14 protein-coding genes and 1 pseudogene are annotated in these 18647 nt (G+C 66.6%); 4 read left to right on the top strand and 11 right to left on the bottom strand.

Features of this window, described 5'->3' with window-relative positions:
• Positions 1-106: 106 nt before the first annotated feature.
• Genes ACEN8G_RS12510 through ACEN8G_RS12500 form a run of 3 tightly spaced genes read left to right on the top strand, consistent with a single transcriptional unit; the run spans position 107 to position 4769 of the window.
• Complete coding sequence (locus tag ACEN8G_RS12510; RefSeq protein ID WP_413414401.1) at positions 107-2620, top strand: TonB-dependent receptor; 2514 nt, start codon at positions 107-109, stop codon at positions 2618-2620.
• Positions 2617-3780: a YdcF family protein gene (locus ACEN8G_RS12505; RefSeq protein ID WP_413414400.1), complete on the top strand. Its 1164-nt coding sequence runs from the start codon at positions 2617-2619 to the stop codon at positions 3778-3780. The genes ACEN8G_RS12510 and ACEN8G_RS12505 overlap by 4 nt, the downstream gene beginning before the upstream one ends.
• 11 nt (positions 3781-3791) lie before the next feature.
• A complete protein-coding gene (locus ACEN8G_RS12500) occupies positions 3792-4769 on the top strand; it encodes a nuclease (protein ID WP_413414399.1) in 978 nt (325 codons plus the stop codon).
• A gap of 53 nt (positions 4770-4822) precedes the next feature.
• Here the strand turns inward: ACEN8G_RS12500 and ACEN8G_RS12495 are convergent.
• From ACEN8G_RS12495 to ACEN8G_RS12450, 10 genes and pseudogenes are all read right to left on the bottom strand, one after another.
• Positions 4823-6061 (bottom strand): annotated as a pseudogene (locus ACEN8G_RS12495) (MFS transporter); the annotation flags it as partial.
• A gap of 175 nt (positions 6062-6236) precedes the next feature.
• A complete protein-coding gene (locus tag ACEN8G_RS12490; RefSeq protein ID WP_413414446.1) occupies positions 6237-6899 on the bottom strand; it encodes a CehA/McbA family metallohydrolase in 663 nt (220 codons plus the stop codon).
• Positions 6821-7423, bottom strand: coding sequence for a PHP domain-containing protein (locus ACEN8G_RS12485; RefSeq protein ID WP_413414449.1), 603 nt, complete (start codon positions 7421-7423; stop codon positions 6821-6823). The genes ACEN8G_RS12490 and ACEN8G_RS12485 overlap by 79 nt, the downstream gene beginning before the upstream one ends.
• Positions 7424-7517: 94 nt before the next feature.
• Positions 7518-8159 carry a TetR/AcrR family transcriptional regulator gene (locus ACEN8G_RS12480; protein WP_413414398.1) on the bottom strand — a complete coding sequence of 214 codons (642 nt, stop codon included), beginning with the start codon at positions 8157-8159 and terminating at the stop codon, positions 7518-7520.
• A 95-nt stretch (positions 8160-8254) separates the two neighbouring features.
• Positions 8255-10774 (bottom strand): TonB-dependent receptor, encoded by a 2520-nt coding sequence (locus ACEN8G_RS12475; RefSeq protein ID WP_413414397.1) that lies wholly within the window; start codon positions 10772-10774, stop codon positions 8255-8257.
• Between the two features lie 104 nt (positions 10775-10878).
• Entirely contained in the window at positions 10879-12420 is a 1542-nt protein-coding gene (locus tag ACEN8G_RS12470) for a DHA2 family efflux MFS transporter permease subunit (RefSeq protein WP_413414396.1), read from the bottom strand.
• Entirely contained in the window at positions 12417-13676 is a 1260-nt protein-coding gene (locus tag ACEN8G_RS12465; protein WP_413740577.1) for an HlyD family efflux transporter periplasmic adaptor subunit, read from the bottom strand. Before ACEN8G_RS12465 ends, ACEN8G_RS12470 begins: the two co-directional genes overlap by 4 nt.
• Positions 13676-15103 (bottom strand): efflux transporter outer membrane subunit, encoded by a 1428-nt coding sequence (locus ACEN8G_RS12460; RefSeq protein ID WP_413416283.1) that lies wholly within the window; start codon positions 15101-15103, stop codon positions 13676-13678. The genes ACEN8G_RS12465 and ACEN8G_RS12460 overlap by 1 nt, the downstream gene beginning before the upstream one ends.
• Positions 15100-15576 carry a MarR family winged helix-turn-helix transcriptional regulator gene (locus ACEN8G_RS12455; protein ID WP_413416284.1) on the bottom strand — a complete coding sequence of 159 codons (477 nt, stop codon included), beginning with the start codon at positions 15574-15576 and terminating at the stop codon, positions 15100-15102. The genes ACEN8G_RS12460 and ACEN8G_RS12455 overlap by 4 nt, the downstream gene beginning before the upstream one ends.
• A gap of 120 nt (positions 15577-15696) precedes the next feature.
• On the bottom strand, positions 15697-16536 hold the full coding sequence (locus tag ACEN8G_RS12450) for an alpha/beta fold hydrolase (RefSeq protein ID WP_413416285.1): 840 nt from the start codon (positions 16534-16536) through the stop codon (positions 15697-15699).
• Between the two features lie 284 nt (positions 16537-16820).
• Between ACEN8G_RS12450 and ACEN8G_RS12445 the strand changes: the two genes are divergently transcribed.
• Positions 16821-17435, top strand: a complete 615-nt coding sequence (locus tag ACEN8G_RS12445) for a CGNR zinc finger domain-containing protein (protein WP_413416286.1) — start codon at positions 16821-16823, stop codon at positions 17433-17435.
• 66 nt (positions 17436-17501) lie between these two features.
• Here ACEN8G_RS12445 and ACEN8G_RS12440 read toward each other — a convergent pair whose 3' ends face one another.
• Positions 17502-18623 carry a TIGR03032 family protein gene (locus ACEN8G_RS12440; RefSeq protein ID WP_413416287.1) on the bottom strand — a complete coding sequence of 374 codons (1122 nt, stop codon included), beginning with the start codon at positions 18621-18623 and terminating at the stop codon, positions 17502-17504.
• Positions 18624-18647: the final 24 nt, after the last annotated feature.

Genomic DNA, 18647 nt, shown 5'->3' with positions numbered 1-18647 from the left:
CAGCCAGCTTCAAAGGCCGCGATTAATTTTCCTAGAAATAAATAAATCTGTCATCCGCACCGCCCATCGGCGCCACGAGTTCACAAAATCTCGGGGGACCGATCCGATGAAGAAGCACAATTTCGCCGCCGGCTGCGCGGTGCTCGCGCTCAGCGTGCTGTCCGCACCGGCCTTCGCGCAAACCAGCGACACGCCGGCGGCCGACGCGCCGGCCGCCGATCCGGCGCAGGCCGACGACGCGGGCGCGGACATCATCGTGACCGGCTCGGCGCGCGCGCAGCGCCGCTTCGATGTCTCCTATGCGGTCAACTCGCTCAGCCAGGCCGACGTCCAGAAGATCGCGCCGAAGAGCTTCGCCGACCTGCTCGGCACGGTCCCCGGCATCCAGGTCGAGGCGACCGGCGGCGAGGTGCAGAACATCACCCGCGTGCGCGGCATCCCCACCGATCGCGGCTATCTGATCTTCCAGCAGGACGGCCTGCCGCTCTACCACGAGATCGACGGCGTCTTCTTCAACTCCGGCGAAGGCATGAACCGCTACGACCTGATGACCGAGCGGGTCGAGATCGTGCGCGGCGGTCCGGCGCCGATCTATGCCAGCAGCGCGGCGGCGATCGCCAACAACATCACCGTGTCGGGCGGCCCGCAGGCGCGCGGCAAGGCACAGGTCACGCTGGGCGATACCGGCCTCTATCGGCTCGATGCGATGCAGTCCGGCCCGATCAGCGACAACACCTATTTCGCGATCGGCGGCTTCCTGCGCCAGCATGACGGCTATCGCTATGCCGGCTTCCCCAGCGACAAGGGCGGCCAGATCCGCGCCAACCTCAAGCGCGTGCTGGCCAACGGATTCGTAAAGCTCTCGGTCGAATATGTGAACGACCACAATGTCTTCTATCTGCCGATCCCGACCAACGATCCGCGCAACCCGTCGGTCTCGCTCAACCGCTATATCGACTATTTCACCGGCACGATGAACTCGCCGTCGCTGCGTAACGTCAACATCAAGTATCGTGACGGCGCCGGCGGGCTGCAGAGCATGCAGCGCGACCTTTCCGACGGCCGCCACATGCGCTTCTTCAACGCGGCGATCGATTACGAGGCGGACTTCAGCGGCTGGCAGGTCTCCGCCAAGATCGGCGGGACCAAGGGCAAGTCGAGCTTCGACGCCTTCTACTCGACCACCAACCCGGCCGATGCGACCACCTTCGCCGCCGGCTACCTGACCGCAGCGCGCACCGCCTTCGGTCCGAACGTGGCCCGGCTCGGCTATGCCTTTGCGGGCACCAACGGCGCGACGGCCTATGATCCCGCGGCCGCCTCGGGCCTGGTCATGTCCGGCCAGTATCGCGCCTCGGAATCGGACTTCTACTCGGTGCAGGGCGACCTGAGCGTCACCCGCAAGTTCGAGACCGGCATCGGCACCCACGATTTGCGCGTCGGCATGTACGGCTCCTTCTACGGCAACACGCTGCTCCAGGCCTATCAGGACATGCTGATCGAAGTGCGCAGCCAGCCGCGCACGCTCGACCTGGTCGCCTATTCGGCGACCGGCCAGGTGCTGGGCTCGGTCACCCAGAACGGCGTGCTGCGCTACACCACCACGCTCAACCAGGGCGAGGGCGATGCGCAGATGATCGCCTTCTACGCGAACGACACCTGGGAGATCACCCGCGGCCTGCGCCTCGATGCCGGCATCCGCACCGAGCGCTACAGCTACAAGGGCATCGCGCTGCCGACCACCCAGATCAATCTCGGCGACGGCACCACGCTCGCCGACGACACCACCCGCGCCTTTACCGGCCAGGTGCTCGACCAGCGGCTGAAGCCCAATGCGACCAACTGGACGGTCGGCGTCAACTACGACCTGAACGGTCACTTCGGCGCCTATGGCCGCATCTCGAACCTTGAGGTTCCGCCGCAGCTGGGCGTGGTCACCGGCATCAACGCCACGATCGTCAAGACCAAGGCGCGCCAGTATGAGGTCGGCCTCAAGGCGAGCTTCGGCCCCAACTATCTCTATGCGACCGGCTTCTACACCAAGTTCGATCCGTTCAACGCCTCGTTCGCGGCGTTCAACCCGCTGACCGGCCGCAACGACCAGACGCTGCCGTTCATCGGCGAGGCCTCGGTCAAGGGCGTCGAGGTCGATGGCCGGGTCGCGCCGGTCCGCTGGTTCTCGCTCGACGGCTCGGTGACCTGGCAGAACCCGGAATATGCCAATCTCGAGAATACCTCCGGCGCCGATCCGAGTGCGGTGAACGGCAACCAGATCATCCGCGAGGCGAAGTTCTTCGGCAATCTCCGCCCGAGCTTCGACTTCGATCTGGGTGCGCAGAAGCTCTCGATCTTCGGACGCTTCGAGTGGGTCGGCCGGCGCTATGTTGACCTCTTCAACCGTACGGCGATGCCGGGCTATCAGACGACCGGCGCGGGCGCGTCGCTCGACTGGGGTGCGTGGCATTTCCAGGTGGTCGGCGACAATCTGTTCAACGCCCATGGCCTGACCGAGGGCAACACGCGTACCGACCAGTTCGCCGGCCAGGGCTCCAGCCAGGCGATCTACGGCCGCCCGCTGTTCGGCCGGAACTTCCGCCTCATCGTCAGCCGCAGCTGGTGACGCGCGCCCTGCTCTCCGCCGCCGCGCTCGCGGTGACGGTGCTCGCCGCCCCGGCTTCGGCCGAGGCGGCGGTGGGCGACCGGGTGATGGCGACGCTGTCCGCGCGGCTCTTCCCGTTGCTCGATGCGGCGGGGCACGATCCGGCGGCGCTCGAACGGATCGCCCGCGCGCCCGGCATGGAGAGCGTGCTGCGCGGACGGCGGGAGCGCCGCGCCGCGTGCGGAGCCGACCTCGTCTGCCGCGCGCAGGCGCTGCTCTGGAACGACCGCGAGGCCGATGCGGTGCGTCGCGCCGTTGCGCAGGTGCGCGGTCTTCCCGCCGCGGACGATGGCGCCGCCGCGCAGGTGGACCGCGAGATCGCCGGCATCAACACAATCGTGCGGACATATGCGCTGGGGGCGATCCCCACCACGGCGATCGATGGCCCCGGCACGGTCTCGCCCCAGGATCACCTGACGCGCCTCCAGGCCGCCGACTGGATCGCCGAGACACCGCGCGATGGATCGATGCAGCGACTGGACCCGAGCATCGACTATGCGCTAGCCTTGCTCGATGTGAGCGACCGCACCGACGCGATCGGCCATGAACCGCTGACCGACGGCGCGAACGTCGCGGCGACGGCGCGGGCGAAGACGCTCGACTGGCGCCGCTATCGCTACAGCGCGATGATCGTGACGGGCGTCGGGCCCGAGATCGAGGGCGAGCCGCTCAGCCCGTTCGGCAAATATCACCTGCGCCTCGCCGCGCGCCGGTTCGCGCAGGGGGACATCGCCTTCATCCTGGTCACCGGCGGCCGGGCGCACCCGCGCGCGACGCCGTTCACCGAGGCCGACGAGATGCGCAAGGCGCTGATCGAGCGCTACGGCGTCCCTGCGGAAGCGATCCTCATCGAACCCTATGCCCGCCACACCACCACCAACCTGCGCAACGCCAGCCGGCTGCTCGCGCGGATCGGCGCGCCGCGGGAGGCGGAGACGGTGATCGTCTGCAATCCGCTGCAGAGCGCCTATATCGAAAGCGCGAAGTTCACCGAGCGTAACGCCGCCGAGCTCGGCTATCAGCCCGGTACGATCGTCCGCCGGGTATGGCCCACCGAACTGGTGTTCCGTCCGTCGCCGGCGTCCGAGCGTGTCGATCCGCGCGATCCCCTCGACCCCTGAAAGGAACCGTCATGCACCGCTTCGTCCTGGCCGCCGCCCTCATGCTGTGCCCCGCCGTCGCCCATGCCTGGGGCGGCACCGGGCATGCGGTGATCGACCGGGCGGCGATCCAGACGATACCCGATGGCGGCCCGGTCTTCCTGCGCCGCTATATCGACTATATCTCGGCCTCGGCCTCGCTGCCGGACAGCTGGCGCGGGGATTCGGAAGGCTTTTCGAAGATCGAGGAAGACCCGAACCATGGCTGGTTCCGCGAGCAGTTCGCCTTTCTGACGCCGATCCCGCGCTCGCGCTACGAGTTCATCCTCGCGCTCTACAGGCATTACGAGACGATCAGGCAGAGCGATCCGGCCACCGCGGCGCGCACCAATGTCCGCTGGACCGGCACGCTGCCCTATGCGGCGATGGAAGCCTATGAGCGGCTGATCGTCTGCATGCGCGCGATCCGCGCGGCGCAGGCGAAGGGCGGCGATGCATCGGTGCCCGAGCAGCATTGCGCGTTCCAGGCGATCCGGCTCGGCCATTATATCGGCGACGGCTCGCAGCCGCTGCACATCTCGGTGAACTCGGACGGCTGGCTGGGCCCAAACCCGAACGGCTATACCCGCGACCGCAGCATCCATGGGCGGTTCGAGAGCCGCTTCGTCGATGGCATGGGCCTCACCGCTGCGGACATCGTGCCGCGGATCGGCGCGCAGGCGCATCTCCATGGCGACATGTTCGACGCGGTGCTCGCCTTTCTCGACCAGTCCGGCGATCGGATGGAGACGGTCTACAAGCTCGAGAAACGCGACGGCTTCAGCAACACGGCCGACAAGGAGGTCCGTGCGCTGATCTACGAGCGCACCGCCGCGGGTGCGGCGATGCTGCGCGACATGCTCTGCCGCGCCTGGGCGGAAAGCGCGGCGCCGCCTGCCAGGGTGACGCCTTCGCCTCTCGATTTCTCCAACCCCCGGTTCAATCCCGAGACGGGTTCCGCTCCCGCCTGACGCCAGGCCAGCGCGCGCAGCAACCGCGCGTGCCGGCCATGGTCGAGCGTGAAGCGCCGGAGCAGCAGCACCGCCAGGAGTGCACCGACAAGCGGCACGCCCAGGCCGAGGCCGAGCATGCCGAGGCGCACCCCGGTCGGCTGCACGGCGCCGGGGACATAGCCGAGTGCGTTCAGCACCCAACCGATCATCGCGGTCGCCCCGGCGCCGCTGGCCTTCACCAGCACCAGGTAGAAGGCGAACAGCCCAGTCTCGAACCGCCGGCCGTGCCGCCATTCCACGACATCGACCGCATCGGCGAGCAGGCCCCAGGGCAGCATGAAGACGCTGGCGAAGCCGAAGCCGATCAGCGCCGCGGCCGCCATCTGCCCCGTGGGCCACGCCATGCTCAGGGCGAAGAAAAGAAGGCCAAGCGCGCTCGCCGCATGACCGGCACCGAGCAGGTGGCTCTTGCTGAACCGGTGGGTGAGGGCGGTCCAGGCGAGCACGCCGCCGAATTGCCCCGCGGTCAGCGCGGCAAGCAGCAGGGTGACCGCACCCGGCCGATCGACGACATAGGTTCCCAGATACATCAGCATCCGGCCGAAACACGGCATCGCGAAGCCGGTGAGCAGGGCAAGTGCGCCCATTGCCAGCACCATCGGGTCGCGCAGTGGAACGGCGATGCGATCGCCCCGCAGCGCGGATGCCGTGCCGCTTTCGCCGCGCGGGCCCGAAGCCCAGACGCACAGCAGCATGGTCAGCGCAAAGACCAGGCCTGCCCCGATTCCGGTGAGCGCCAGCGCGTCGAAATGCCGCGCCCGTCCTGCTTGCTGCACCAGCGGGGTGAGTAGGGCGGCGATGGCCAGCGCACTCGCGGTGCTGAAGAACAGGCGGTAACCCGAGACGCGCCCGCGCGCGCGGCTGTCACGGCTGACCTGCGCCATCAGCGCATTGTGCGGCACATCGACTACCGCATAGGCGCCGCGGAAGACGAGGATCGCCGCCGCAAGCATCCAGGCGCGATGCAGGCCCAGCGCCGGCATCGCGTAGATCAGCCCGAAGGCAGCCCCGCAGGGCAGCGCGGCCAGGGCAATCGTCCAGCGGTAGCCCCGCCCAGCCGCCCGCCAATGGAGGACGAGCCGGGCCGCGAGCAGATCGAACACCAGATCGCCAAGCACCGCGAACAGCATCAGCCCCGCCGCCTGGGCACCGCTCAGCCCCAGCACGTCGGTCAGCAGGAACAGGATCGTCAGGTCCGCGCCGCCGAACACCAGCGCCTTGCCGAAATTGCCCGACGAATAGGCGAGCATCCGGCTTTCTGTGGCAATGTTGGCGATCCGCGACGTCTTTCGGAGGAGGGGCGGGGCAGGCCTGAGCCCGTACCTGTCGCCGCCCGTACGGCCTGATCATTTCAGATTGGCGACAGTTGCCCGGGCTTGCCCGCCAGCGGTCCGATCGTTGACGGATCGGACCGCGTCCCTGGGGTCAGAAATTCGGGTCGAAGTTGAAGAAGACCGGGTTCGACAACGCCACCATGGTGCCGCTGAGCTTCGCCGAATTCGGAACCTCGGGATATGGGTTCTGGGGGCCTTCGACCTCGACGCGATAATAGGCGCGCCTGGCCAGTTCGGGCGTATCCGTGAAGGTCACGACCGGATTGGCGCCGGTCGCGTCATAGGTCCCGAAATCCTCGCCGTTGCGCACGACATGGATCTTGTAGGCGCTGGCCGCTTCCATGCTCCCTGCCAGGCGTACCTGGAAGGTGACCGGCTTGCCGGTCGACTTGACGTTATCGCCCATCATCATGTCCGGCCGGCCGTCATGGTCGAGGTCGGCGGTGAGCTCGACCCGCGGATCATAAGGGTTGGCGCTTATCGACACGCGGCCATTGGTGAGCGCGTCGACGACGGCCTTGCGGGTCCGCGCGGTTGCGAACACCCAGGTCGTCGGCGTGCCGACATAGTTGTAGGGCCGCTCGGCGCTCCCCTTGCTGGTCTTGTCCGGCGTGTCCGGCGTGCCGTGGTGCGCGTCGCTGCCGCCGCGGCCGGTCAGCTTGCGACCCGAGCGCATCATGTCGTCCCAGACCATGATCGCCGGCCGGTTCTTCGCTGCCATCGCGGAGTTCCAGACCTCGATCGAATCGACGATGTCGTAGGAGAAGCCGAAATGGTCCTTGCCGATCGGGTGGTTGGCCGACAGGTGGATCCCGAGGGACTTCTTGACCGCGAGGACCTGGCGTCGCGCGCGTCGCGAACGTCGAAGAGCCGCTGATGGTCGTAGGGCACCGCCGAGAAGACGTTGCCGTGTCCGCGATCGGTGGTCCACTCGGCGCCATAGAGCAGCACCACCTTGTCCGATTTGAACTCGGGGTCGGCCCAGGTGTGGTGCGCGACGTCGCCCAGCACGTGATTGTCATGGTCGGTGATGGCGAGGAAGTCGAACCCGTTCTTCTCGGCGAAGCCGATGATCTTGGATTCGGGGTTGTTGGTCGATTCCTTGCTATGCCGCGAATGGAGGTGCAGGTCGCCCTTCATCCAGATACCGTCGCTGAGGCTGGCGACGGGCGGGATGGCCGGGCCGTCGCCGTCGCGCGCCGCGGCCGGCACCATGGCGAGCAGGGGCGCGACTGCAAGAAGACCGATCCCCATGCCCAGCCATTGCTTCCGTTCCATTGTCGCGAGTCCTCATGATTGAAATCGCGGCCGATATGATAGCTATGGCTATCACTTTTATGACAATGGAAGCGCACAGGCGAAAAAATTCGCCTCAGGCCGGCCGGTCGAGGACGAGGCCATAGTCGGGAAAATGCAGCATCGATCGGAACACGAATGCCGCGTCCTCGAGCAGCCGCTCCTGGTCGATATCCTCTTCCTTGAGCATCTCGTCGATCGAATAGGCCATCTCCACCGACATGCGATTGCGGCGGCGGATCACCTCGCGATCCACACCCGGCAGATAGGGTTGGTAGGTGTCGGTCAGCCGATCGGCGACATAGTTGTGCGAATAGAGCCGTATAGGGGTCATCGACGGCACGGAGCGCAGTGCCCGCATGATCCAGATCGCGCCGGGCTGGCTGCTGGTGATCTCGTGCATGGTCTTGAGCAGTTCGAGCAGCTTTTCGGACAGCACAAGGATGCCGGCATCCTTGTAGCGTTCGATCCACGCCTCGAGCGCGACATTCTGTCGGCGCAGCAGCCGCTCGGCCAGCGCGAAGATGATCGCGTATTTGTCGTCGAAATATCGATAGAGCGCGGGCGGGGACAATTGCGCCCGCTCGCAAATGAGGTTGGTGGAGATTCGCTCGATCCCCACCTCCCCCAACAAGACTCCTGTCGCGTCCAGCAGCGCATCGAAGGTCCGCCTGGACCGCTCCTGCTGCGGCTCGCGATAGGCCGGAATTCTCGTCATGCATCCTCCCCGGTCGAGGCTTGATCGCCTCTCTCCCCAAACGATTATGCTATCTATCGCTATCGTTGGGGAGAGGGAAAGATGCGGCGGCGAGATCAGAAGCGATAGGTGATCGCGCCGCGGAAGCTGCGCCGATATTGCGAGCTGCCGATGAAGATCGCCTGTCCGGCCTCCGTATTGTTGATCGTGCCGGCGCGCGGGTTGCCGTTCACCAGGCCCAGCGTGTCGGTGAGGTTGTTCACGATCAGGTTGAGCTGCAGCTGCTGGGTAACCTGGTAGCGGGCGGTGAGGTCCATCGTCCACATCGGCTGCAGACTGATCTGATTGGCGACGTCGGTGAAGCGCTGGCCGATATAGTTGACGTCGGTCTCCACCCGGAAGGCCTGGTTGAACAGGTTGATCGCCGGGGTGATGCGGAAGCTGTTGTGCGGCAGCGGGTTCTGGCGATTGTTCGAATAATCGACCTTCTTCAGCACCGGCTTTCCGTTCGCATCGACGATGGGCTTGCCGGCTGCGTCCACTGCCTGCTGGTTGAACACGAAGTTGGTGTAGCGGGCGTCCTGCCAGGTCCAGGCGCCGTGCAGGTCGAACCACTGCACCGGGCGCCAGGTCGCCTCCAGCTCCGTGCCCCAGGTACGCGTGTCGCCGAAGACGCGGAACGGGACCAGCGCGCCATTTGCGTCCTGACGGACGTCGGCGATCTCGAAGCTGTTATACTGGGTGCGGAATCCGGTCAGATACACCGAGAAGCGCCGGCGCGAGAATTTGAGGCCGGCTTCCGCGAAGTTCATCGTCTGCACGACCGGTTGCGAGGTCGGGTTGGTGATGAAGCTCGAGATGTTGGGCAGGCGGAAGGCGTCGGTGTAGCGCACGAACGCGCCGAAATCGGGCAGGAACTGGTAGTTCAGGCCGGCCGTCCACGACATATGGTCGAAGGTGCGGTCGAACGGCGTGAACTTGCCGGTGCCGCTCAGCACCTTGTCGTCGGCGATGCCAGGGTTGAGCAGCTTCAGATTCAGGCTCTGCGTGCCCTCGACCTGCCCGCTCGTCTTGATCTGCTCCCAGCGGAGGCCGGCATCGAGGCGAAGCTTCGGGGTGATCTGCCACTCGTCGCTGGCATAGACCGCGATGTTGTCGGACTTGCCGGTGCCGTTGGCGAACTCGGCGCCATATTGCAGCACGCCGCCATCGGTGAGGTTCGCGCCGCGCGTGCCGCCCGGCCCGAGAAGCGAGACGTCGAGGACCTGCGCATTGTCGCGAACGTCGGTCAGCACCGCGGCGCTGTCGGCCTGATAGCCTTCCTTGGCATGCGCATAGTAGACGCCGAACGCCAGATCGTGATGGCCGAGGAAATCGGCCTTGGCGAGCAGCTTGGTGTCGCTGATCACCTCGTCGAGCGGCACGACGTGCGAGCGCGCCAGATCGATCAACGGCAGGCCGTTGCCATTCTGGTTCGCTGCGAACGCGGCGCCGGTATCGCGATAGAACAGGCCCAGGCCCGGCGCGAGCGCCGCACCGAAGGTCGAGGAGAGGAAGTCCTTCCCCGACGCGAAGATCTTGTACGGGGTGACGCTGTCGCGGCGGGTGTAGCTCTCGCGATACCGGACATTCTCTTCGACCCGGACATTGTCGCTCAGCTCGCGCTTGCCGGTGAAGCTGAGCTGGGTGAGCTTCACGGTGGTGCCGATCCCGTCGTCAAATGCGTATGCCCCGCGGCCGGTCTTGAACGTGAAACGGCGATTGTCGCTGCTCTCGATCGTGTCCTGCCTGGGGTTGAAACCGTTAACCCCGATCGGGTTGCCATCCTTGTCGGTCGTGTAGATGCCGCCGCCCCAGTTGGGGATGCGCTCGTCGATGCGCTTCACGCCGAAGCTGACCGAGCCATGGTCGAAATCGCGCGAGATGTTGACGCGGAACTGGCCGCCCTGGCCCTGGCGGAAACCGGGATCGCGCTTGCCCTGGTCGATGCGGTAATAGCCGCCGGCGAAGAAGCGCCAGTCGCTGTTGCCGATCGGGCCACTCACCCAGGCATCGACGCGGTGCGAGCCCCAGTCGGCCGCTTCATAGCGGACCATGCCCTGCATCTGGTCGCCGCCCTTGCGGGTGATGAAGTTGATCGCCGCGCCCGGTGCGTTGGAATAGAAGATCGACGAGGGGCCGCCGCGTACCACTTCGATCCGGTCGATCGTCTGGTCGACGCGCATCGACTGGTCGCCGTTCAGCCAGCCCAGGCCCGGATCCGACTGGACCGGAATGCCGTCCTCGAGCAGCGCGACCGACTGGAAGCCGTCGCTCGGGATGCCGCGGACGCTGACGCCGCTGGACGCTTCGCCCGAGGTATTGGTGATGAAGAAGCCCGGCACCTGCTTCAGCGCTTCCACGACGCCGAGGGGCGAGCGCATCTGCAGTTCCTGCGAGCTGACCGTCGAGATGGCGTAGCTGGTGTCGACCTTCTTCTGGTCGGTGGTGCCCGCGCGGCCGGTGACGACGATGTCGTCGCCCTCCGTCTGGTTATCCGGTGCACCGTCCGCCGACTGGGCGAATGCCGGCGAGGCCGCGACGCCCGTGGCGAGTGCGCAAGCAAGTGCAATTCTGGAAGCGGCGTAACGAATCATCTGCAGGTCCCCTTCGGAATGTCGGGGCGCCTATGATAGTCATAATTATCATTTTCGTGACAGTTCTGGAAATTATGAGGCGCCGTCCGATCGGCGCCCCGGCTTCAGTCCGCCGCGACCGCGTGCTGGCTGGGGGCCGGCTTCCTCGCCATCCAGATCACCACGATCGTCACCAGGGCCATCCAGCCGCAGATCCAGAACAGCTCGAGCGACGAGAGCAGATAGGACTGGTTGGCGATCTGCCGCATGATCGAGCCCGCCGCCTGAAGCGGGCTCATGCCATGCGCCTGGAGCTGCTCGGTCGCCTGGCGATAGACCGGCGAATAGTCGTTCCCGACTTCCGTCAGTCGCGTCTGATGGAGCGCCGCGCGGCGGTCCCAGAAGGTAGTGATGATCGACGCGGCGAAGCTGCCCGCGGTGATGCGCGCGAAGTTCGAGATGCCGCTGGCCGACGGCACCCGCTCGGGCGGCAGCCGATCGAGCGAGATGCTGACCAGCGGCACGAAGAACATGCTCATCGCCACGCCCTGGAGCAGCAACGGCAGCATCAGGGTGACGAAGCTGGCGTCGGGCGTGTAGTTGGCGCGCATGAAATAGGAGCCGGCAAAGGCAAGGAAGGCGATCGTCGCGAGCCAGCGCATGTCGAGCTTCAGCCGCGCCACGATCGGGGTGAGCAGCACCGCCACGATACCGCTCGGTGCCGCGACGAAGCCTGCCCAGGTCGCCGTATAGCCCATCTGTTCCTGCAGCCAGAGCGGCAGCAGCAGATTGTTGGCGAAGAACAGCGCATAGCCAAGGCAGAGCGCAAGCGTGCCGAAGGCGAAGTTGCGGCGCTTGAACAGGCTGAGGTCCACCGCCGGCGCGCGGTCGGTCAGTTCCCAGATCACCCAGGCGATGAAGCCGACCACCGCGCAGACCGCGAGCACCACGATCAGCGAATTGTGGAACCAGTCCCGGTCCTTGCCGAGGTCGAGCATGGTCTGGAGGCTGAACACCCAGAAGGCGAGCAGGATGAGCCCGCCGGTGTCGATCGGCAGCTTGCGCGTGGGCGTCTCCCGGCTGGCGAGCTGGCGCCAGCTGATCGCGGCGGCGGCGATGCCGACGGGAACGTTGATCAGGAAGATCCAGCCCCAGTGATAATTGTCGGAGATATAGCCGCCGAGCACCGGCCCGAGCACGGGGGCGACCAGCGTCGTCATCGCCCAGATGCTGAGCGCCGTCCCGCGCTTGTGCGGCGGGAAGATCGCGATCAGCAGCGCCTGGCTGCCGGGGATCATCGGTCCCGACACTGCCCCCTGCAGGATGCGGAAGGCAATCAGCGACTCCAGGTTCCAGGCGAGACCGCAGAGAAGTGAGGCAATGGTGAAGAGAATCACCGAGATGGTGAAGGTCCGGACCACGCCCGCGCGCTGCATGAACCAGCCGGTGAGCGGCACGGTCACCCCGTTGGCCACCGCGAACGAGGTGATCACCCAGGTGCCGTTGTCGGTCGACACGCCCAGATTGCCGGCGATCGTCGGCAGGGAGACGTTGGCGATGGTGCCGTCGAGCACCTGCATGAAGGTGCCGAGCGCCAGCGCCACCGAGGTGATCCCCAGCGCGATGCCCGTCAGCGGCGCCGGCTGGGCGCCCGCGCCATTGCTCACCGGCCGCGTCCCAGATTCTCGGCGATGATCTGGCGAATGCGTGCCTCGATCTGCGGACCGCCGTCGAGGCTCCGCTGCACCGCGCCGGCGGGCGGCGAGCTGCCGGCGACCATCGGGCCCGAGCGATCGGCGGTCGCGACCTTCACGTCGACCGACAGGCCGACGCGCAGCGGGTTCTTCCTGAGCTCGGCGGGATCGAGTGCGATGCGCACGGGCACGCGCTGGACGATCTTGATCCAGTTGCCCGAGGCGTTCTGCGGCGGCAGCAGCGAGAAGGCGCTGCCGCTGCCGGCGCCGAGGCCGAGCACCTTGCCATGATAAGTCACGTCACTGCCATAGACGTCGGCATGGATCGTCACCGGCTGGCCGACGCGCAGGTGCTGGAGCTGGGTCTCACGGAAATTGGCGTCGATCCACAGGCTGTCGAGCGGCACCACGGCCATCAGCGGCGTGCCCGCGGCGACCTTCTGGCCGAGCTGCACGGTGCGCTGGGCGATCACGCCCGACACCGGGGCGACGATGCGCATGTGGCTGGAGTTGATCGCCGCCTGGCGGACGTCCGCGATGGCCGCGAGCACCTGGGGGTTGTTGTAGACCGAGGTGCCGGCAACGGTGCTCGCCGCCTGGGCCTGCCTGGCGCGTGCGAGGTTGAGCGCGGCGCGGGCGGTGGCGACGGCATCGGCCGCGTGGCTCACCTCTTCGCCGGAAACCGCGCCGTCGGCGGCTGCGCCGCGGCGGCGGGTATAGTCATTCTGTGCCTTGCCCAGTTCGGCCTGGGCCTGGGCGATCTCGGCGCCGGCCTCGTCGACCTGGGCATCGTTCGAGCGAACCGCGCGGACTGCTCGGCCCAGCGCCGCTTCGGCCGCGGAGAGCTGGACGTCGGTGGTGGCAGGATCGAGATCGATCAGCGGCGCGCCCTGCGTCACCTGCTGGGTGTTGTCGGCATGGAGCGCGAGCACGGTGCCGCCGTCGCGCGCCGTGACGGCGACGATGTTGCCGCCGACATAGGCATCGTCGGTCTCCTCGCTCGACGGCGCGGTGAAGACCATCACGGCATAGACGACGAGGCCAATCAGCACGACCGCGCCGAGGGCGAGCAGGCCGATGCGGCGCGCACGCGTCTTGGTCTGGGGCGGCGCGGGCGGGGGCGGGGGTGGCGTGGGAGCGGCACGCGTCGCCTCCGGCTCCGCCTTGGGAGCGACCGGCGAGGTGGTTTCGTTGCGCGGCTTCACGGCGGTTTCGGTCTTGTCGGTCATCAGTGGGTTTCCGCTGTCGCCGCGGCCTGCGGCTGGTTGGGATCGAAGCCGCCGCCCAGGGCGGCGATGAGCTGGATGCGGCGCGTGAGCGCGTCGGATTCGAGCGCGGCGAGCGCCTGTTCGGCCTCGAGCAGGCGGAAGCCGGACTCGATCGTGTCGAGACGCGAGCCGAGCCCGGTCGAGACACGGACCTGATCGAGCCGTGCCGTCTCGCGCAGGCCGGCGACGATGCGGCGCTGGTCGCCCAGATCCTTGTCGGCGGTGCGAACCAGGGTCAGCGCATCGGACGCATCGCGGATCGCGCCGAGCACGGCGCCATTGTACGCGGCCACCGCGGCATCGAGATCGGCGGTGGCGCCGCGATACTGGGCCTTGAGCTTGCCGCCCTCGAAGATCGGCAGATGGATCGCCGGGCCGGCGCCGTAGGTCCGGGCGCCCGGATCGAAGAAATTGCCGAGGCCGAGCGCGGCGAAACCGGCCAGCGCGGTGATGTTGACGTTCGGCAGGAAATCGGTGCGCGCCACCTGGCGCCCCGCCAGCGCCGCGTCGATCCGCGCCTGGCCGGCGAGCAGGTCGGGACGGCGGCCGAGCAGGTCGGCGGGCAGAGCGTCGGGCACGACCGGCGGCGTGTCGAGCGTCAGCGTCGGCGCGGTGATCTCCGGATAGAAATCGGCGCCGCGCCCGGCCAGCGCCGCCAGAGCGTGGACGAGCAGATCGCGCTGTCCCTCGGCCCGCGTCTTCGCCTGCTCGGCTTCGGCGAGCAGCGTCTCGGCCTGGCGCAGTTCGAACTGGCTGGCGAGCTGGTTCTTGATGCGGGACTGGACGTAGCGCAACGCCTGCTGGCGGGTGGCGACAAAGCCGTCCGCGATGCGGATCAGCTGATCCGAACGCGCCAGACCGACATAGGCTTGGGCGATCGAGGTGGAGATCGCGAGCCGCGCTGCCGCCGCATCGAGCCGTGCCGCCTGCGCATTGGCCAGGGCACCCGCGACCATCGCCTTCTGCCGGCCGAACAGGTCGAGATTATAGGTGAGGTTCGCCTGCACCTGCGTGATCGGCCAGGCGGCGCCGGCATAGGGCGGCGGGTAGATGAATTTCTCGGGGAAGCGCTGATAGGTCGACTGGCCATCGGCAGTCACCTGGGGGAGCTGGTCGGCATGGCGTACATCCACCGTCGCCTCGGCTGCGCGGACGCGGGCAAGCGCGCCATCGAGCGTCGGATTGCCGGCCAGGCCCATTGCCACCAGCCGATCGAGCTGCGGGTCGCCGAACGCGGTCCACCATGCCGCGTCGATCGCTGGCGCCTGCGCGTCCAGGCCGAGCGCCGCCGGCTGGAGCTGCGCCACCTGAGGCGGATCGTGCGGTACGGTCGCGCACCCGGCCAGCAGGAACGCGGTCAGTGCAGCAAGGCCAATCGAGCGGTTCATTCCCCGGCCTCCTTGCCTGCGCCGGCGACGCGTTCCGCGGCGGCCAGCAGCTTGGCCAGCAAGGTGACGAGCACTTCCGCCTCCTGTTGGGTGAAGTCGGCGACGACTTCGTTCCAGGTCGACACGACATCATCCTGCAGCTTCGCAACCGTCGCCCGGCCTTCGGGCGTGATCGCGAGACGCACCACGCGGCGATCGTCGGCCGTACGATCGCGCGACAGCAGGCCGCGGGCCTCGAGCAGGTCGATCATCCGCGTCGTGGCGCCGGTGGTGATGCCCAGCTCGTGCGACAGCTCCCCGGCATTGCCGACGATACCGTCCCGCACGACCTTGAGTGCGATCCATTGCTGGAAGCTCAGATCGAACCCGTCGAACTTGGCCTCGATCTGGCCGGACATGATCTTGTCCAGCCGTCGCAGCAGCCGCCCGGGCGAACGACTCGCCGCGCAATCCTCGATAGTGAAAACAGCCATAAATCTCGCCAAGCAGTATCTGCACAGGCAGATATATTGGCGGCTTGCGCTTTCAAGGGCTGCGTAGAAATTTCCTTCGCGAAAGAGCGGACGGGGCAGGCCCGTCCGCTCAATGGCCGTTCAGGCGAAGAAGTCGCGGATCTCCGCGGCGATCTCCTTGGCATGCGTCTCGAGCGCGAAATGTCCGGTATCGAAGAAGGTCACGCGCGCTTCCGGGATGTCGCGCCGGAACGCCTCGGCGCCAGGGGGCAGGAAGAACGGATCATTCTGTCCCCACACGGCGAGGAAGCGCGGCTGGTGCGTGCGGAAAAAGTCCTGGAAGGCAGGGTAGAGCGCGACATTGCTCTTATAGTCGCCGAACAGGTCGAGTTGGACCCGGTCCGCATCCGGGCGGCCGAGATAGTGATTGTCGAGCGTATAGCCGTCGGGCGAGAGGGCAGTGGGATCGGCGACCCCATGGCTGTACTGCCAATAGGTGGCCTCGGGCTGCAACATGTTGCGCAGCGCGTCCCGATTGGCGTCCGATGCGTCTTCCCAATAGGCCCGGATCGGATTCCACCCTTCGCTCAGCCCCTCGAGATACGCGTTGCCGTTCTGCGAGATGATGCCGGCGATGCGCTCCGGATGGCGGATCGCGAGGCGGAAGCCCGTCGGCGCGCCATAGTCGAAGACATAGACGATGAAGCGGTCGAAGCCGACGATCTCGGTGAAGCGCTCGATCGTGTCCGCAATGGAATCGAAGCTGTTGGTCCGAGGATCGTCGGACTGGCCGAAGCCCGGCAGGTCGGGCGCCACGATGTGGAAGCGGTCCGCCAGCAGCGGGACGAGGTCGCGGAACATGTGGCTCGACGACGGGAAGCCGTGCAGCAGCAACAGCTTGGGCTGCCCCGCAGTGCCGGCCTCGCGGTAGAAGATGTTGAGCCCGTCCACATCGACGGTGCGGTTCGAAATCCTGGTCATGATGATCGCTCCTGTCTAAACTTGATGTAACCTTCTAAAATTAATTTATAAGGTTACAGACTTTGGGGAAGATTCCCTGGCTGCCTCAGCGTGCGGCGTTTCCTTGATATGTTACTCGGGCGGTGCCGGTCTCAGGTGTCGGCTGTCATGACTAGTCATAATAGCCGCTGTCTTGAAACCCCTCAGAAGGTGGTATGATGGTTACAACTGGCATTGGTAACTTGTCAAGGGTGATTTAAGAGGTTACGTACCCAGTCCCAGATCAACGACGGATCACAACCGCAATGCCGCTCGGTACGCCCGCCATGTTCCTCGCCGACGCGAGGGGACTCGATTTCCTCAATTCGGTGGCCACGCCGGTCGATGTCCCGGTCGACTGGATCGGCGACGGTCGGGGCCTGGTCGACTGGCTGAAGCAGTTGGGCCTGGTGCCCGAGGCGCAGCTGGAGGAGATTGTCGCGCGGGCGATGCCGGGCGAGCTGGACCGGGTGGCCGATCAGGCACGCGATCTCCGCGAATGGTTTCGGGGCTTCGTGAAGCGCCATATGGGCCGTCCGCTGGGCGGAGACGCCCTGGACGCGCTGGCGCCGGTCAATCGCCTGCTGGAACGCGACGAGACCTATCGCCGCATCGTGATGCGGGACGGCCATGTGGCACTGGAGGCGGCGCGGCGCTGGCGCTCGCCCGAATCGTTGCTTCTGCCAATCGGCGAGGCGATCGCGGAGACGGTCGTGTCGGAGGATTTCGCACAGGTGAAAGCGTGCCAGGGGCATGACTGCACCCTGATCTTCGCCGACCATACGCGCAGCCGCGCGCGGCGCTGGTGCAGCATGGCGGTATGCGGCAATCGCGCCAAGGTAACCGCGCACCGCGCGCGCCAGCGGGGCGTCGCGGGCTGACGCCTGTCTACCCAGCGCCGTGGGCCAGTGAAGCGCATGTCTCGCGCTTCACTGGCTAAAGCCCGTCTACGCCAATGGATCGAAGGTAATGGTGTTCTGAATCTCCTGGGTCGCAGGCCCCACGGACATCGGGCAGATCACCCCGGGCATGGCGGCTACGTCGAACATCTCGGTGATGTGGCCCTCCAGCCGCACCCATTCGACGATGTCGCCGGTGGCCAGGCTGACGATCAGCACGCCGCACCACGCCTCGGCATCGCGCGCCTTGATCTCCCCGTCGAGCAGCAGCCCCTTGAAGGTGCCGTCGCGCGGCTTGGAGACGGTGACGATCGCATGGCCGTCATGGATCGCCATGCCGCGCAGGAAGCCGGGGCAGAAGGCGATGTCTTCCTTGTGCCCGGTCGCCGGATCGACGCGGATGATCTGGCCGCGGCCGCTATCGAGCGCATAGACCTGATCGCCGACCACCCTCGGGCTGTGCGGCATCGAGAGTTGATCGGTGACGATACGGTTGGTCTGCACGTCGATCAGCACGCCGCCTTCGTGGCGCCGCTCGCGCCAGCCGGAGATCACGTCCGTCCGGCTGACCGCCGTGACATAGCGTACCTCGCCGTCATGGACCGCCATGCCGTTCAGGTGGCAGCGATCCTCGGGCGCCAGCTTGGAGATGAACGGCGGCTTCCAGATCGGCTTGAAGCTGTGCGTGAGATCGAGCGTGCACAGGCAGCTATACTTGGTGTTGACGAAGATCACGCGCCCGTCCTTGTCGACGCCGACTTCGTGGATGTCGATGTCGCCGGTGGTCTGCGCGTTGCGCGGGATCAGCACCTGGTCGAAGCTCTGATTGCCGATCTCGCCGGGGCGCAGCATGTTCTCGAGCCGCCAGAGCTGGAACAGCGAGCCGAGATAGAGGCGGCCGGGCTTCCAGCATACGCCCATCGCTCGGCTGAAATTCTGCTGGTTGAACGAGACGGTGCCGTTGGGCAGCACTCCGACCAGGAACAGCTGGCCTGTCTGGTAGCTGGTGAAGGCAAGGCTGGTCTGGTGGCTGCGCAGCCAGGCCGCGAACCCGCGCGATACCTGGATGCTGGTCGAGCCCGGTGCCGGGCCGACCTGTTCCGCGCCGGGTGCGGCGGCCTGGCCGGTGTTTCGGGTTTCGGTTTGCGGATTGGGAGTGTCGGTCATCATGGCCTTCGGGAGAAAGAGGCGAGG

The organism is Sphingomonas sp. Sphisp66 (assembly GCF_047324325.1).
Classification (GTDB): domain Bacteria; phylum Pseudomonadota; class Alphaproteobacteria; order Sphingomonadales; family Sphingomonadaceae; genus Sphingomonas.
Note: the sequence above shows the minus strand (reverse complement) of the source record. Positions and strands in the feature narration are given on the sequence as shown.

Bases quoted from the DNA above. Each gene is read 5' to 3' on its own strand.
- ACEN8G_RS12510 (WP_413414401.1), top strand. From the start codon at position 107: ATGAAGAAGCACAATTTCGCCGCCGGCTGCGCGGTGCTCGCGCTCAGC.
- ACEN8G_RS12500 (WP_413414399.1), top strand. From the start codon at position 3,792: ATGCACCGCTTCGTCCTGGCCGCCGCCCTCATGCTGTGCCCCGCCGTC.
- ACEN8G_RS12485 (WP_413414449.1), bottom strand. From the start codon at position 7,423: ATGGAACGGAAGCAATGGCTGGGCATGGGGATCGGTCTTCTTGCAGTC.
- ACEN8G_RS12480 (WP_413414398.1), bottom strand. From the start codon at position 8,159: ATGACGAGAATTCCGGCCTATCGCGAGCCGCAGCAGGAGCGGTCCAGG.
- ACEN8G_RS12475 (WP_413414397.1), bottom strand. From the start codon at position 10,774: ATGATTCGTTACGCCGCTTCCAGAATTGCACTTGCTTGCGCACTCGCC.
- ACEN8G_RS12465 (WP_413740577.1), bottom strand. From the start codon at position 13,676: ATGACCGACAAGACCGAAACCGCCGTGAAGCCGCGCAACGAAACCACC.
- ACEN8G_RS12460 (WP_413416283.1), bottom strand. From the start codon at position 15,103: ATGAACCGCTCGATTGGCCTTGCTGCACTGACCGCGTTCCTGCTGGCC.
- ACEN8G_RS12455 (WP_413416284.1), bottom strand. From the start codon at position 15,576: ATGGCTGTTTTCACTATCGAGGATTGCGCGGCGAGTCGTTCGCCCGGG.
- ACEN8G_RS12450 (WP_413416285.1), bottom strand. From the start codon at position 16,536: ATGACCAGGATTTCGAACCGCACCGTCGATGTGGACGGGCTCAACATC.
- ACEN8G_RS12445 (WP_413416286.1), top strand. From the start codon at position 16,821: ATGCCGCTCGGTACGCCCGCCATGTTCCTCGCCGACGCGAGGGGACTC.
- ACEN8G_RS12440 (WP_413416287.1), bottom strand. From the start codon at position 18,623: ATGATGACCGACACTCCCAATCCGCAAACCGAAACCCGAAACACCGGC.